Raw genomic sequence first — 15459 nt, 5'->3', positions numbered from 1 at the left:
GGGTGGCGGCCGGTCAGCCGGGGTGGGCGGCGAAGAACGCCCAGATCTCCTCCGTGGCGTCCTCCGGCCACTCGTGCCCACCGCCGTCGATGGTCACCAGTTCGACGGTGCGCCCGCCCGGGCACTCCGCGGTGCTGATCTCCTGGTTGCCGGTCGTGCTCTGCTGGGGCGCCGGGCAGTCGTCGATCGCCCGCCAGTCGGCGACCAGGTCGACCACGGGCGGTCCGTCGATGTGTGCCGGACCGACCACCGACGGCGATCCGTCGTAGAGCACCCGGTCGTCGGCGGTGCCGTGGATCTCCAGCAGCGAGATCGGGGCCGGGTCGGCGCAGTCGCCGAGCCGGGTGCCGGCCACCGGGGCGACCGCGGCGAACAGATCGGTGTCGCAGGCCAGCCGGTGCGTCATCATCGCGCCGTTGGACATCCCGGTGGCGTACACCCGCGCCGGATCGACGGGCAGCCGGCCGGCGGCGTCCTGCACCACCGCGCCGACGAATCCGACGTCGTCGGATCCGCTCGTCCCGGGTTGCCCGCAACACCCGCCGCCGACGTTCCAGGCCCGGTGCAGTCCGTCCGGATAGGCGACGGCGAAGCCCTCCCGGTCGGCGACATCGTCCCAGCCGTAGGCGTTCCGGGCCTGCCGGGCACTGCCACCCCCGCCGTGCAGCATCACCACCAGCGGGATCGGTCCGGTCGTCCCCGGCGGCACGTGCAGCAGGTACTCCCGCTCGACGCCGTCGACGGTCAGCGCGACCGTCCGGTCCTGCGCCCCGGTGGGTGCCGACGTGGTGCCGGCCGTCGGGGTCGCGGGTCCGGCGGTGGGGTCCCGGGTGCATCCCGCGGCCGTCAGCACCACGGCGAGCGTCGCGGCGACAGCAAGTCGGTGCGGGATCCGGCCCATGTCAGCGACCCTGGGCGCCGGATGTCCAGGAACTGTGCACGGACCATGCGGTTCCGATGTGACCGGATGTCGCAGCCGTTTGGGGTTACACCCGGTGGCGGTCGCGGCGGGCGGCGGCATCGGCGAGCACGGACTCCGGGAGCTCCCGCACCTCGATCGATGCACCGCCCGCGAAAGCGTGCACCAGGGCGCGGGTCAGCCCGTCGGGATCGGCGGCTGCCGAGACCGACCGGGCCGCACCGACGGTCGCCGGATCCCAGTCCAGTCCCAGCGCCGCGTAGACGTCGACCAGTACGTCCCGCACCGGCAGCGGGTCGTCGACCACGATCACCGCACTGAACAGGGCCGCGCCGGGCACCAGGCGCTGGGCGGTGCCGGCCAGCTTGTGCCCCATTCCGTCGTGGATGCTGTGGTCGCCGGCGCAGTACTCGCCCGGGGTTTCGCCGATCCCGCCGTCCACCCCGACGGCGGTGAGTGCGGCGAGCAACACCCCGGTCAGCCGGTCGAAACGTTCGGCGATACCACCGAACTCGGGCGCCGGCTCGACGAGATCCAGGCACAGGCAACCGGTGTGGTAGGCGACCGCGCGTCCGCCGGGACCACGCCGGACCGGGGTGAACCCGTGCGCGAGGGCAGCGGCGACCGCGAGGTCCTTGCCGGGGGAGTTGCAGTCGCGCCCGGACAGGGCCACGGTCGGCGCGGGCCGCGAGATCCGCAGCAGCGCAGTCCCGCTCGAGCGTGCGGCGGCCAGCATGGCCGGGCCGACGGCGATGTCGATCATCGGGTCGAGCACCTGCGGGTGGTCCAGCACGACGAGACGGTCAGGCACCGGCCAGTTCTCCCGTCACGGCCCCACGCAGCGACGCGGCGAGCACCGCCTCGTCCGCAAGCTCCGCCCGCTGCACCTTCGTCAGCCTGCCCCACAGTGCGACGGTGACGGTCAGCTTCTTCCCGGACCGCTTCGGCCGCCATGCACCGACGATGCGACCGCCCGCCAGCACCGCGCCGGGGGTGCCGATGTGCGGCCAGAGCGCCTTGCGCTGTTCGGTGTCGTCGGTGAGCACCGACCGGTCGCGGGCCGAGAGCAGCGGGTCGCCCGGCGGCAGCAGCCGGACCACGGCCCGAGCGGCGTCGACGTCCACCTCCTGGATCCGCGACAGGTGATCGTCGGTGCTGAGTCCCGGGTGCCCGTCGACGGTGACCCGCACCGTGTCCGGCAGATCGGGTGCGATCGCCGCGGCCGAGGTGCCGAGGAACGCGCCGATCTCCGCGGCGCTGCCGCAGCCGTACCGGTCCAGGTACCGATCGACCAGTCCGTCACTGCCGTCGTGCTGCTTCGGCAACCGCACCGCCGGCCGCAACCGGGCCAGCTCGATCGGCCGGGTGTCCGGTACCGCACCGACCCCGCCGGGCAGCGCCGCGAGCCGGAACAGCTGCTCCATCGGGTGCACGACCTCGCAGGCGCGGCAGAACGCGGAGATCTCCGGCGGCCCGGCCTCACGGACGGCGGTGCTGGCCTCGCCCTTGGTCATCGTCGTGGTCACCGCCGAGCGGAAGGCACCGGCCGCATCGGCCAGCGCCTGCAACGGATCGATCCCGGCACCCACCAGGGCGTCGCCGCGGCCCATCAGCCGGGCCTTCGCGTCGTCGCTGTTCCGCGGCCAGATGGCGGCCGCCATCACCGGCAGATCCGACCGCCGGTGTACGTGCGGAGTCCCGCGCAGCGACCAGGCCAGCGCCAGGTCCGAGGACGACCCGGGGGTGCCGACGTCCACCGGCCCGTGGTCGGCCGGCAACCGGTTGCCCAGGGCCAGCACCGACCAGCCGCCGGTGTCCTGCACACCCAGGTCCAGCACGCCGAGGCCGGCGACGGACGCGGCGCTGCGGTCCAACCCGGAGGCCAGGATCCGGTACGCCCGGACCTGCGCGGCCGTCACCTGCTGCGCCTTCGCGCCCATCCAGCATCACCCCGGACCAGTTCTACCCCCGTGGCACGACAGCGGCCCGCCTTCGTCAGCGGGAGGCACCGGTCAGGAGGTGGGCGCCTCGGTCTCGCTCGTGGTCGCCGCCCCCGACTCGGTGGTGTCGGTCGACCCGGTGGACCCGGTGGACTCAGAGGACTCAGAGGACTCAGAGGACTCCGAGGCAGAGGGATCCACGGAATCGGTCGGCACGGTGTCGGTGGGGACGTCGGTCGGCACCGACTCGGTGGCCGAGGACGGCGTGGTGTAGACGCCGCTCTGCTGGACCGCGTCCTCCGGCACCGTGATGGTGCTGATGTCCGCGGCGCCCACCGGCTTGCCGGTCTGCGCGTCGTCGGTCACGCCCTGGTCGGCGACGGCGTCGATGGCCGCCATGCCGTCCTCGGAGATGGTGCCGAGCACGGTGTACTGCGTCGGCAGCGTGGAGTCCTTGTAGGCGATGAAGAACTGCGAGCCGTTGGTGTCGCCGGTCGAGTAGGCGCTGGAGGAGTTGGCCACGGCAACGGTGCCGCGCTTGTACTCGTAGGCACCCGACGCGGTCGGGTCGGTCGCGGTGGCCTCGGTGGCGTAGGAGTAGCCCGGCCCGCCGTTGCCCAGTCCGCTCGGGTCACCGCACTGCAGGATGTTCAGCGCCGGGCTGGCGGTCAGCCGCCAGCACGCGGTGTCGTTGTAGAAGCCCTGGGACGCCAGCGAGACGAAGGAGTTGACCGCGCACGGGGCCGTCTCCCGGTCCAGGGTGATGGTCACCGGGGTGCCGTTGAGCGTCATCACCGCGTCGATGGTGCCGGTGTTGGCGGGGTAGAGGTTCGTCGGTGCCGACGCCTCCTTCACCGCCGCCATCTGACCCTCGGTGGGGTAGCTGCACGGGGTGGTGGGGCCGGTCGAGGTGGTCTCGTCGGTGCCGGTCGAGCTGCCGGCCTCGGAGGCGGTGCTGGACGCCGGGCGGGTGACCAGCCAGACCACACCACCGGCGATCAGGATCGCCGCCACCACTCCGACCACCGCGAGCCGCTGCCGCTGCTTGCGGGCCCGCTCCGCGCGCCGGACGAGCTGCCGCTCGAGCTTGCGCTTCGCGGCCTCGCGACGCTGCTGGTTGCTGGGCACCCTGTTCCTCCTGCGCTGACCCGGGGTATCCGTACCGATCCCCGGCCGGTGAGTCTAGGTGACCGGCGCGGAGCCCTCGGTGAGTTGGCATGAGAACGGCCTGTGCATCCTCTCCGGCGGGACGCCCGGGACCGCCGACTAAGGTGGCCCTCGTGCTCATCGCCGGATTCCCGGCCGGATCCTTCCAGGCCAACTGCTACGTGCTCGCCGCTGCGCCGGGCGGTCCCTGCCTGGTCGTCGATCCCGGGCAGGACGCCGCCGCACGTCTGCAGGCGACGCTGGACGAGCACCGGCTCACCCTCGCCGCCGTGCTCCTCACCCACGGACACCTGGACCACGTCGCCGACGCGGCCGCCGTCTGCCGCGCGGCGGGGGTCACCGCGTACCTGCACGACGCCGACGAGCACCTGTTGGACGACCCGCTGGCCGGGCTGAGCCCGATGCTGCAGTCCGCGCTGGCCGACATGCCGCTGACCGGTCTGCGGCCGCCGGAGGTGTCCGGGATCGACGGCGTGGACGGGATCGAACTGGCCGGCCTGCGTTTGGAGATTGACCACACCCCGGGCCACACGCAGGGCTCGGTGGTCTACCGGATCGCCGCCGAGGGCGAGCGTCCGGAGCTGCTGCTGACCGGCGACACGCTGTTCGCCGGGTCGATCGGCCGCAGCGACCTGCCCGGCGGCGACGGTGCGCAACTGCTGGAGTCGATCGCGCAGCATCTGCTGGTCCGCCCGGACGACGCCCTCGTGCTGCCCGGCCACGGACCGACCAGCACCATCGGCGCCGAGCGCCGCGGCAACCCCTTCCTGGCCTGACCCGGCCACACCGACACAGAGCAACACCCGACTCACAGCACACAGCACCTGCACGGAAAGACGACATGGCGCACATCGAAGGACCCAAGGGCGTTCCCGACTACTACCCGCCGGTGTCCCGGCGGTTCGACGCCGTCCGCGGGCATCTGGTGGGCGCGGCGGACCGGGCCGGCTACGGGCTGATCGAGCTGCCGATGTTCGAGTCGACGGAGCTGTTCACCCGGGGCGTCGGTGAGTCGACGGACGTGGTGTCGAAGGAGATGTACACCTTCACCGACCGGGGCGATCGGTCGATCACGCTGCGGCCGGAGGGCACCGCCGGGGTGATGCGAGCGGTCATCGAGCACGGCATGGACCGTGGCGCGCTGCCGGTGAAGCTCGTCTACTCGGGCGAGTTCTTCCGGGCAGAGCGGCCGCAGGCCGGCCGGTACCGGCAGTTCCACCAGGTCGGCATCGAGGCCATCGGCAGCGACGACCCGGCGCTGGACGCCGAGGTGATCGCCGTCGGCCACGAGGGGTTCTCCGCCATCGGGCTGACCGGCTACCGGATCGAGCTGACCTCGCTGGGTGACGCGGCCTGCCGGCCGGCCTACCGGGAACTGCTGCAGTCCTTCCTGGACGGGCTGCCGCTGGACGAGCCGACCAGGGAACGCGCGCGGCTCAACCCGTTGCGGGTGCTGGACGACAAGCGGCCGCAGGTGCAGGAACTGCTGACCGATGCACCGCTGATGATCGACCATCTCTGTGCCGACTGCGCCGCCCACTTCGCGCAGGTGCGCACGGTGCTGGACGCGCTGGGCGTGCCGTACGTGCTGAACCCGCGGATGGTGCGCGGGCTGGACTACTACACCCGCACCACCTTCGAGTACGTGCACCCGGGCCTGGGGGCGCAGTCCGGGATGGGCGGCGGCGGCCGCTACGACGGTCTGATGGCCGAGCTCGGCGGGCAGGCGCTGTCCGGCATCGGGTACGGGCTCGGGGTGGACCGGGCGCTGCTGGCTGCCGACGCCGAGGGTCTCGAGGTCGGCACCACGGCGCGCTGCGAGGTCTACGGGGTGCCGATGGGGGAGGCCGCCTCGCTGGAGCTGGCGGTGCTCGCCGGGAAGCTGCGCGCGGCCGGTGTCCGGGTCGACAGGTCCTACGGCGGGCGGGGTCTGAAGGCCGCGATGAAGTCCGCGGACAGCTCCGGCGCCCGGGTGGCGCTGATCCTCGGTGATCGCGATCTGGCCGAGGGTGCCGTGGTGGTGCGGGATCTCGTCTCCGGCGAGCAGCGGTCGGTGCCGCTCGCGGAATCGGTGGACGCGGTGCGGGAGCTCCTGGCCTGAAGGCACCCCTCGCGGATTCTGAACATCCGATGCCCCACAGGGCCACCGGATGTTCAGAATCCGCGAGGGGTCAGCTCCGGCCGAGCAGCACGAAGAGCCCGGCGAGCACCGCGGGAACGGTCTGCACGAACAGGATCCGGCGGCTGACGGAGGCTGCGCCGTAGATGCCGGCGATCGCGACGCAGGCCAGGAAGAAGATCTCCACCTGCCAGCGCAGCGGGTCCCGGGCGAGCAGGCCCCAGACCAGTCCCGCGACCAGGAATCCGTTGTACAGGCCCTGGTTCGCCGCCAGCGCGGCCGACGCCTTCGCGAACTCCGCGGTGGTGCCGAAGGTGGCGCGGGTGCGCGGGGCCTGCCAGAGGAACATCTCCAGCACCACGATGTAGACGTGGATCAGCGCGACCAGGCCGACCAGGATCTGTCCGAGAACGAGCACCGGGAAAGCGTAGGGCATGTCTCCCGACCCCGAATCTGCTGCGCACCGCCCTGTCAGACCGTCGGCATCGTTGGTCTCGTCGGAAAGCCAACAGGATTCCCAGCTCCTCGACCGCCTTGCCGACGGCCCACCAGGACGGCGCTCGCGACGATCCAGGGTCGGGAGATATGCCCTAGGTCCCGGTCCGGTCCTCCGCCGAACCGGGAGCGGAACCGGGATCGTCGCCCGCCCAGGTCCAGCGCGGCACCTCGCGGAGGGGATGCAGCTCGGACTCGTCGTGGGCGTGCGAGTTCTGCATCGCCACCTGGGTGCCGAACTCGACGTGCTCACGGACCGCCGTCCGGAACTCCTCGTCCTCGGGCATCTCGGTGGCGTCCAGCGCCTGCAGGTAGAGCTCGACGAACCGGCGCCGCTGCTCCTCGGTGATGTTCAGGCCGCGGTGCACCTCGATCAGGTGCCGGAAGCCCAGTTCCCGGCTGAACCGGTCGGGTCCACCGAACGATTCCGCGGTGAACGCCGTCAGGTGATCGACGTGCTCCGGCTTGCCGTCCCCGAACAACGGCTGCAGCAACGGGTCCGCGAGCACGCTCGCGTAGAAGTGTGCCTCCAGACGGTGCAGCCCCGGTTCCCGGCCCGCATGCTCGTAGAGCGTCCCCATGGGCGATCATCGTAGACGCATCCGTGCAGGTCAGGGCCATGGATGTAGAGGTTTCGCCGACAGCTGACGGTCCGGGTCGGCGGCCCGGGCTGTGAACACCCGCACACTTTGTCCTGACAAACTGCGGGTACTTCGGCAGTGATCGCCGGTGCCGCCCTGCGTGCGGCCCGGGTGTCCGACACGACCGAGGGGAATTCCCATGGCCCGACCGACCCGACGAGACCTGTTCCGGCTGGCCGCCGCCGCGCCGTTGGCACCGCTGCTCGGTGCCTGCACCGGCGAACCGGATGCCGCAGCGACAACCCCCGCCATGACCTCGGCGACGACCTCGGCGACGACCGCCGGACCGTCGACGCCGGCCCGGGTGTTGATCCGCGGCGCGTCCTCCGTCCTCACCATGACGGCGCAGGGCGAGCTGTCCGGCGCGGACATCCTGGTCGAGGACGGCACGATCACTGCGATCGGGAGCGTGCCCGATGTGCCGGAGGGCACCGAGATCATCGATGCAGCAGACTGTGTCGCGCTGCCCGGATTGGTCGACACGCACTGGCACATGTGGAACTCGGTGGCCCGCGGGATGGCAGCCACCGCCAAGGGTGGATTCGCGCCGAGCATGGCCGCGCTGTCCCCGCTGTTCACCCCGGAGCACCACGCGCTCGGCGTCCGGCTGGCGATCGCCGAAGGGCTGGCGGCCGGCATCACCACGGTGCACAACTGGGCGCACAACACCCGCAGCGCCGAGCATGCCGAGGCGGAACTGTCGGCGATGACCGCCTCCGGCATCCGCGGACGCCTCGCCTACGGCTACCCGCAGGACATCGCGGCCGACCGGACCATGGACCTGGACCACTTGGCGCAGCTGGCCGGACGGATGCCGGAAGGCCTGGTGTCACTGGGGATCTGCGCCCGTGGCCCGGACCGGTCGGACACCGCGACCTGGCAGGCGGAGTGGGCCGCGGCCCGCGAGCTCGGCCTGCCGATCACCACCCATGCGGCCTCGGATCCCGATGCGGCGGCCCTCGGCGGCATCGCCGCGCTGGCCGCGGCGGACGGGCTCGGGGCGGACGTGCAGCTGGTGCATCTCACCGGGGCGACCACCGCGCAGATGGACCTCGCCGCCCGGTCCGGATCGCCGGTGTCGATCAGCCCGTGGACGGAACTCGAAGTGGGGTACGGCATCCCGCCGGTCGCCGAGCTGCAGGACGCGGGTGTGGCGCTGGGCCTGTCGGTGGACAACGTCGTGCTGGCCGGCTCGATCGACATGTTCTCGGTGATGAAGCTGACCGCCGACCTGGCCGCCGGATCACGGCGGACCCAGTCGGTCGTCACCGACGCGACGGTGCTGGAGTGGGCCACCGCCGGGGGAGCCGCCACTCTCGGTCTGGGCGACGTCGCCGGGACCTTGGCGGTCGGCCGCCCGGCGGATGTCGTCCTGGTCCGGACCGACCGGATCGGCACCGCACCGGTGAAGGACGCCACCACGCTGCTGGTCCGCGCCGCGCACCCGGCCGACGTCGACCTGGTCATGGTCGACGGGGTGATCCACAAGCGGGACGGCCGACTGGTCGGCATCGACGTGCCGGCGCTGCTGGACGAGTCCGCACAGGCGCTCGCCGAGCTGCGGGCGCAGGCCGGGATCTGAGACCCCGGCCGGCTGTCAGAAGGCGTACCGGCTGCCGCGCCGGGCCATTCGTTCCCCGGCCGGCCGGGAGATCAGTACGCTCATCTCCTGGGCCAGCACCGCACCCATCCGCCGGCTGAAGGCCGCCGACTCCTGGGCGGCGTGCTCGTACTCCGGCACGATACGGTCGACGATGCCGCGGCGGCGCAGGTCGATCGCCCGGACCCCTTGTGCCGCAGCCATCTCCGCGGCGTGCGAGACGTCACCGGCATGGACGATCGCCGATGCGCCCTCCGGTGGCAGCGGGGAGAGCCAGGCGTGCCGGGCGGCGATCACCCGGTCCGCCGGCAGCAGGGCCATCGCCCCGCCACCCGAGCCCTGGCCGAGCAGCACACACACCGCCGGTGCCTGCAGAGCGACGAGATCGGCCAGGCAGCGGGCGATCTCGCCGGCCAGGCCGCCCTCCTCGGCATCCTTGGACAGGGCGGCCCCCGGGGTGTCGATGACCGACACCAGGGGCAGCTCCAGCTCGGCGGCGAGCTTCATGCCGCGCCGGGCCACCCGCAGCGCCGCGGGACCCAATGGGGTGCTGCCGATCTGGGTTGCCCGGTCCTGTCCGAGCAGCACGCAGGGCACTCCGGAGAAGCGGGCCAGCACCAGCTGCAGCCCGGCGTCCGACTCGCCCTGCCCGGTGCCGGTGAGCGGGACCACGTCGGTGGCGGCGAAGCGCAGCAGCTCCCGGACACCGGGCCGCTGCGGCAGCCGGGTGTACTCGATCGAGGTCCAGGCGTCGGTCTCCGGTTGCTGCTCCTCGCCCGGGGCGTCCACGTGCGGGAAGCCGCGGCGCCGCCCACCCAGCACGTTCAACGCGCGGGAGGCGATGTCCGGCAACCGTTCCGGCGGCAGCACCGCGTCGATGAGCCCGTGCTCGGCCAGGTTCTCCGAGGTCTGCACGCCGGTGGGGAAGGGTTCCGAGTAGAGCGCCTCGTAGACCTTCGGCCCGAGGAACCCGACCAGCGCGCCCGGCTCGCCGACCGTCACGTGCCCGAGGGAGCCCCAGGACGCGAACACCCCGCCGGTCGTCGGGTGCCGCAGGTAGACCAGGTACGGCAACCCGGCCGACCGGTGCGCGCCGATGGCCTCGGTGATCCGCACCATCTGCACGAAAGCCGGTGTCCCCTCCTGCATCCGGGTGCCGCCGGAGGCGGGCGCGGCGAGCAGCGGCAGGCCCTCGGCGGTGGCCCGGCGGATCGCCGAGACGATCCGGTCCGCGGCGGCGATGCCGATGGATCCGGCCAGGAAGCGGAACTCGCTGACCAGTACGGCGACCCGCCGGCCGCGGATGCTGCCGGCGCCGGTCAGCACCGCCTCGTCGGCCCCGGACTTCTGCGCGGCCGCGGCCAGGTCGGCCACGTAGGCCGGGTCCAGGTCCGGCGGGCGGACGACCGGCTGGTCCCAGGAGGTGAAGGAATCGGCGTCCAGCACGATGTCGAGCAGGTCCCGGGCACCCGGGCGGTTCCTGCGGGCCGCAGCCGGGGGGACGGTGGGGACGCTCATCTGGTCGCTCCTCGCGCGTGTGGTGCGGTGTCGTCAGCCGGCCCGGACGAACCGGCTCGCGCCGGTCCCGGCCGGGGTCAGCTCCAGGACCTGACCCGTCCCCTGCAGATGTTGCAGGTGCGCGAGCGTCTCCGCCAATGCCGACCGGCGCATGTATCCCTGCACCGCAGGCCACCCTCGTGACCAGGTCAGCCGGGTCGTCAGGTCCCATGCGGTGGTGCCCGGATCCGGGTCCAGTGTGTCCAGGATCTCGGCGCAGCGCCGCTCGTGGTGCTCCAGCAGCTCGTCGACCCGGCGGGCCAGCCCGCGGAACCGCCACTCGTGGCCGGGCAGCACCTCGGCGTCGTCGAACGCGGCCACCTTGCGCAGCGATGCCAGGTACCGGACCAGCGGCGGCGGGGCCGAGATCGGCTGCATGCCGATGTGCGGGCTGATCCGGGGGAGCACGTGGTCGCCGGACAGGAACAGCCTCCCGCCGTCGGGCATCTCCACCGACAGGCACAGGTGGCCTGGCGTGTGCCCGGGGGTGTGCACGCAGCGGACCCGGTGGTCGGTGAGCGGCAGCAGGTCGCCGTCGTCGAAGAGCACGGTCGGCCGGGCCAGTTGGTCCGCGACCTCGCCCATCCGGGTGGCGATCTCCGGCCGGATCTCCGGCGGCACGCCCAGCCGGTCCAGCCAGGTCCGGTCCAGCCGCTGCCGCTCCTCCTCGGGGACGTCGAGGGTGGCCAGCGAGGCGGCCTCGTCCCGGTGCATCCCCACCCAGCACCCCGACACCGCGGTCACCTCGGCCGAGAGCCCGTGGTGGTCCGGGTGGACGTGGGTGACGACCACCCCGGCGACCTGCTCGGCGCGCAGGCCGACCTGGGCCAGCACCGCGTCCAGCGAGGCGCGACTGATCGGCGAGTGGAACCCTGGATCCACCAGCACCGGGCCGCCGGCGTCCATGAACAGGTAGCAGAGCGTGTAGCGCAGCGGGTTGTCCGGGAACACCACCGGCAGCGAGAAGATCCCCGGCCGCACCTGCGTCACCCCGGGGACCTCACCGGCCTTCCAGGCATCCCGCTGGTCGACCCCGATGATCTCGATCCCGCACACTCCGGCACCCACCCTCCCGCCGGTGGACGTCCCATCGGCCATCCGGCCATCGTCGCACCGCCCCGGAACTCGCCCGCACCGCCCTGTCCTTCCCGCTGCCGGCGGTTCAGTCCGGCCGGTGGCCGGGCAGCAGCTCCGCCTGGCGTGCCGCCACCTCCGCCTGCAGGGCCCGCAGCACCGCGGTGGACGCCGGCCGGCGGAGCACCCGCGGCGCCAGCGCCACGCGGAACTGCAGCACGATGTCCACCTGGCCGGCCAGCACCCGCCGCAGCCCGGCCTCCCGGCCGGCCAGGAAGTTCGGCAGCAGCCCGATCCCGCCCCCGGCCAGGGCGGCCTGCACCTGTGCGTGCACGTTGGTCGAGCCGACCTCGGCGCTGCCGGCCGGGAACAGCTCGCGCAGCAGCGCGAGATCGTCGACCCGGAGCAGGGAGTCGACGTAGTAGACGAGCGAGTGGTCGGCCAGCCCGGCCACGGATTCCGGGGTCCCTTTCGCGGCCAGGTACTCCGGCGCGGCCCAGAGGCCGAGCGAGTAGCGGGTCAGCAGCAGCGTCTCCAGCCGCGGCGAGGTCGGCTGCCCGACGCCGATCTCGATGTCCGAACCGATGCCCTGCACCAACGGCCGGGTCGCCGTCACCAGCTCGAGCCGGACCGCGGGATGGGCCCGGTGCAGCCGGGCGATCACCGGCGCGACGAAACAGGCGCCGAAGGCGTCCGGCGCGGCGATGCGCACCATGCCGGTCAGTGCGGTGGGCTCGAAACCGGGCGCCCGGGCCAGTTCGGACACCGCCGCCATCGTGCGCTCGATGCGTTCCGCGCTGTCCAACAGGTTCCGCCCGAGCTCGGTCAGCGTGGCCCCGCCGGCCGCCCGGATCACCACCGGACCGCCGAGATCCCTTTCCAGCGAGGTGATCCGGCGGGAGATGGTGCTGTGGTCCATGGCCAGTGCAGCACCCGCCGCGGCGAAGGAACCGAACCGGGCGACCTCGAGCAGCAGCAGCAGGTCGTCGGGTCTGGCCGCCATCCGGACCGCCTTCCGTGCCCCGGCGGCGGACCGCCACCCAGGCTGTGCATTCTCGCACAGCCTGGGTGCGCGTCTGCGGCTTCCGGGTGGCAGGCTGGGGGAGAAGGATGGACATCTCCCGGACCATGTCCGGTGACGCACGACGACACCACACGCGAACGAAGGAGTTCCAGATGAAGGTGGCCTGGATCGGCCTGGGCAACATGGGCACCCCGATGGCGGCGAACCTGGTCGCGGCGGGACACCAGGTGACCGGCTTCGACCTCAGCGAGGCGGCCCGTGACCACGCGGCCGAGCAGAACGTCGGCGTGGCGACCTCCGCCGCGGAAGCCGTGAAGGACGTCGACGTCGTCTTCACCATGCTGCCCGCGGGCAAGCACGTGAAGTCGGCGCTGGCCGACGCCGGTGGCATCCTCGACCACCTGCCTGCGGGAGCGCTGGTCGTGGACAGCTCCACCATCGACATCACCACCGCCCGCGAGCTGCACGAGATCGTCACCGGCCGCGGCTTCCCGTTCCTGGACGCCCCGGTCTCCGGCGGTGTCTCCGGCGCACAGGCCGGCACCCTGACCTTCATGGTCGGCGGCCCGGAGGAGAACCTGGAGAAGGTCCGCCCGCTCATCGAGGCGATGGCCGGCCGCATCTTCCACACCGGTGGCCCGGGCAGCGGCCAGGCCGCCAAGTGCGCGAACAACATGATGCTGGCGGTCAACATGGCCGGGCTCGCCGAGGGTGCGGTGCTGGCCGAGCGGCTCGGTCTGGACCCGAAGGTCTTCTACGACCTCGCCTCGGTCTCCTCCGGCGAGAGCTGGGCCCTGCGCACCTGGTACCCGGTCGCCGGCGTGGTCGAGACCGCCGCCGTGAACCGGGATTTCGAGGGTGGCTTCGCCGTCAACCTGATGCGCAAGGACCTCGGCCTGGCGCTGGAGGCCGGCGAGTCCACCGACACCGATCTCCCGGTCGCGACGATGGTGAGTACCTTCCTCGACCAGATGATCGAACTGGGCTGGGGCGGGAAGGACACCGCCTCGCTCGTCAGACTGGTGGACGGGACGATCACCCGCCCCGAGGCCTGACGCGCTCGAACGCCTGACTCCCGAACACCTGAGACACCGAAAGACCTTGGAGGACAGCATGACCGCGATGCTCGATGCACTGACCGCCGACCACCCGATGGTGATCGACGGCGAACCGGTGGCCGCCCTGGGCGGTGCCTGGACCGAGGTGCAGAACCCGGGCCGCCGCAGCAAGCCGCTCGGCCGGGTGCCCTCGGGCACCAAGGAGGACGTGGACCGCGCCGTCGCCTCGGCCCGCAAGGCCTTCCCGGGCTGGCGCGACCTGCACTTCAAGGACCGCCAGGTGGCGCTGCTGAAGATCGCCGACGCGCTCGCCGACGCCGCGGAGGAGCTGGCCCAGCTCACCGCCATGGACACCGGCAACGCGCTGCGCACCCAGGCCCGCCCGGAGTCGCAGACCCTGGTCAACCTGTTCCGCTACTTCGGTGGCGTGGCCGGTGAGTTCAAGGGTGTCGTGCTGCCCGCCGGCAACGACCAGCTGCAGTACACCCGGCGCGAGCCGCTGGGTGTGGTGGCCGGCATCCTGCCGTGGAACTCGCCGCTGATGATCGCCGGCATGAAGGTGCCCGCGGCGCTCGCCGCCGGCAACACCGTCGTGCTCAAGCCGGCCGAGGACGCGCCGCTGACCATCCTGCGCATGGTCGAGATCGCCAACCAGTTCCTACCGGCCGGCGTGCTGAACGTGGTGACGGGCAAGGGATCCGTGGTCGGCGAGGCACTGATCCAGCACCCGGACGTGGACAAGGTCTCCTTCACCGGCTCGACCTCGGTCGGCCGGCACGTCGCCGAGTCCACCGGGTCCCGGCTGGCGCACATGTCGCTGGAGCTGGGCGGCAAGTCCCCGACGATCGTGTTCCCGGACGCCGTCACCCCGGACCGGATCGACGCCACCGTCGAGGGCATCCTGCTCGGCATGCGGTTCACCCGCCAGGGCCAGTCCTGCACCGCCGGCTCCCGGCTGTTCCTGCACCGCGACGTCTACGACGAGGTGATCGAGAAGGTGTCCCGCCGCGTCGACCAGCTGGTCGTCGGCGATCCGCTGGACGAGGCCTCCGACATGGGTGCCATCATCAACGAGAAGCAGTACAACTCGGTGATGGAGTACATCAACGACGGCCGCAGCCAGGCCGGCGTGAAGCTGGCGCTGGACAAGTCCGCCGACATCCCGGCCGGCCTCGACGGCTTTTACCAGGGCCCGACCATCTTCGCCGGGGTCGAGAACGACTGGCGGATCGCCCGCGAGGAGATCTTCGGGCCGGTGCTCGTCGCCATCCCGTGGAGCGATCGCGAGGAGGTCATCGCGATGGCCAACGACTCGCACTACGGTCTCGCCGCCTATGTCTGGTCGCAGAACCTGACCGCCGCGCTCGATACCGCGCAGCGCATCGAGTCCGGCTGGGTGCAGGTCAACCAGGGCGGCGGCCAGGTCATCGGCCAGGCCTACGGCGGCTACAAGGAGAGCGGCATCGGCCGCGAGTTCTCCATCGAGGGCGCCATCGAGGGCTTCACCCAGACCAAGCAGATCAACGTCAAGCTGGGCTGACCCACTGGGCTGAACCCCTTTCCCGCCGACCCTGACCCGGTCGCGCGGGACCATGATCGCAACAGGCACGCGGGCCACCCGGCCCGCGTGCCTGTTGCTCTTCCCGCCCCCGCCCCCTGCCGCCCGCCCGCCCCGCCTGTCGCGATGATCAACTTCGCCTGCGCGTACGAACTCGGCGACTCCTGTCCCACGCGGAACAAAGTCGCTGTTTCCGACGTGCAGGACCCCCCGCATGGCCGCCCCGCCCTGACGCGATGATCAACTTCGCCTGCGCGTACGAACTCGTCGACTCCTGCCCCACCCGGAACAACGACACCGTTTCCCG

The 15459-nt window shown here is 72.2% G+C and carries 14 protein-coding genes; 5 read left to right on the top strand and 9 right to left on the bottom strand.

Annotated elements, in window-relative coordinates; all coding sequences use genetic code 11:
* Positions 1–13: 13 nt before the first annotated feature.
* The 4 genes from GIS00_RS20665 to GIS00_RS20650 all read right to left on the bottom strand — a co-directional run bounded on the left by GIS00_RS20665 (position 14) and on the right by GIS00_RS20650 (position 3987).
* Positions 14–901 (bottom strand): extracellular catalytic domain type 1 short-chain-length polyhydroxyalkanoate depolymerase, encoded by an 888-nt coding sequence (locus GIS00_RS20665; RefSeq protein WP_154770366.1) that lies wholly within the window; start codon positions 899–901, stop codon positions 14–16.
* 85 nt (positions 902–986) lie between these two features.
* Positions 987–1730 carry a lipoate--protein ligase family protein gene (locus tag GIS00_RS20660; RefSeq protein ID WP_154770365.1) on the bottom strand — a complete coding sequence of 248 codons (744 nt, stop codon included), beginning with the start codon at positions 1728–1730 and terminating at the stop codon, positions 987–989.
* Complete coding sequence (locus tag GIS00_RS20655) at positions 1723–2859, bottom strand: DNA glycosylase AlkZ-like family protein (RefSeq protein ID WP_154770364.1); 1137 nt, start codon at positions 2857–2859, stop codon at positions 1723–1725. The genes GIS00_RS20660 and GIS00_RS20655 overlap by 8 nt, the downstream gene beginning before the upstream one ends.
* A gap of 72 nt (positions 2860–2931) precedes the next feature.
* Positions 2932–3987, bottom strand: a complete 1056-nt coding sequence (locus tag GIS00_RS20650) for a peptidylprolyl isomerase (protein WP_154770363.1) — start codon at positions 3985–3987, stop codon at positions 2932–2934.
* 152 nt (positions 3988–4139) lie between these two features.
* On the opposite strand from GIS00_RS20650, the gene GIS00_RS20645 reads away from it, so the two are divergent.
* Together GIS00_RS20645 and hisS are read left to right on the top strand one after the other, a co-directional pair.
* Positions 4140–4802: an MBL fold metallo-hydrolase gene (locus GIS00_RS20645; protein WP_322098216.1), complete on the top strand. Its 663-nt coding sequence runs from the start codon at positions 4140–4142 to the stop codon at positions 4800–4802.
* A 65-nt stretch (positions 4803–4867) separates the two neighbouring features.
* A complete protein-coding gene (gene hisS / locus GIS00_RS20640; protein ID WP_154770361.1) occupies positions 4868–6127 on the top strand; it encodes a histidine--tRNA ligase in 1260 nt (419 codons plus the stop codon).
* Positions 6128–6197: 70 nt separating this feature from the next.
* Here hisS and GIS00_RS20635 read toward each other — a convergent pair whose 3' ends face one another.
* Together GIS00_RS20635 and GIS00_RS20630 are read right to left on the bottom strand one after the other, a co-directional pair.
* Positions 6198–6563 carry a DUF1304 domain-containing protein gene (locus GIS00_RS20635; protein ID WP_322098215.1) on the bottom strand — a complete coding sequence of 122 codons (366 nt, stop codon included), beginning with the start codon at positions 6561–6563 and terminating at the stop codon, positions 6198–6200.
* 172 nt (positions 6564–6735) lie between these two features.
* On the bottom strand, positions 6736–7221 hold the full coding sequence (locus GIS00_RS20630) for a group II truncated hemoglobin (RefSeq protein ID WP_154770359.1): 486 nt from the start codon (positions 7219–7221) through the stop codon (positions 6736–6738).
* 199 nt (positions 7222–7420) lie between these two features.
* Here GIS00_RS20630 and GIS00_RS20625 point away from each other — a divergent pair, with 199 nt between their 5' ends.
* Positions 7421–8863 carry an amidohydrolase family protein gene (locus tag GIS00_RS20625; protein WP_154770358.1) on the top strand — a complete coding sequence of 481 codons (1443 nt, stop codon included), beginning with the start codon at positions 7421–7423 and terminating at the stop codon, positions 8861–8863.
* Positions 8864–8878: 15 nt separating this feature from the next.
* On the opposite strand, the gene GIS00_RS20620 is transcribed toward GIS00_RS20625, so the two are convergent.
* The 3 genes from GIS00_RS20620 to GIS00_RS20610 all read right to left on the bottom strand — a co-directional run bounded on the left by GIS00_RS20620 (position 8879) and on the right by GIS00_RS20610 (position 12515).
* Positions 8879–10399 carry a carboxyl transferase domain-containing protein gene (locus tag GIS00_RS20620; RefSeq protein WP_154770357.1) on the bottom strand — a complete coding sequence of 507 codons (1521 nt, stop codon included), beginning with the start codon at positions 10397–10399 and terminating at the stop codon, positions 8879–8881.
* A 33-nt stretch (positions 10400–10432) separates the two neighbouring features.
* Entirely contained in the window at positions 10433–11536 is a 1104-nt protein-coding gene (locus GIS00_RS20615) for an MBL fold metallo-hydrolase (protein ID WP_154770356.1), read from the bottom strand.
* Positions 11537–11600: 64 nt separating this feature from the next.
* Positions 11601–12515: a LysR family transcriptional regulator gene (locus GIS00_RS20610; protein ID WP_154770355.1), complete on the bottom strand. Its 915-nt coding sequence runs from the start codon at positions 12513–12515 to the stop codon at positions 11601–11603.
* Between the two features lie 107 nt (positions 12516–12622).
* Between GIS00_RS20610 and mmsB the strand changes: the two genes are divergently transcribed.
* Together mmsB and GIS00_RS20600 are read left to right on the top strand one after the other, a co-directional pair.
* The gene (gene mmsB / locus GIS00_RS20605; protein WP_322098213.1) at positions 12623–13591 is read left to right on the top strand and encodes a 3-hydroxyisobutyrate dehydrogenase; all 969 of its coding nucleotides are present in this window, start codon (positions 12623–12625) and stop codon (positions 13589–13591) included.
* Between the two features lie 67 nt (positions 13592–13658).
* Complete coding sequence (locus GIS00_RS20600) at positions 13659–15134, top strand: aldehyde dehydrogenase family protein (protein ID WP_154770572.1); 1476 nt, start codon at positions 13659–13661, stop codon at positions 15132–15134.
* Positions 15135–15459: the final 325 nt, after the last annotated feature.

The organism is Nakamurella alba, from assembly GCF_009707545.1.
Taxonomy (GTDB): Bacteria; Actinomycetota; Actinomycetes; order Mycobacteriales; family Nakamurellaceae; genus Nakamurella; species Nakamurella alba.
Note: the sequence above shows the minus strand (reverse complement) of the source record. Positions and strands in the feature narration are given on the sequence as shown.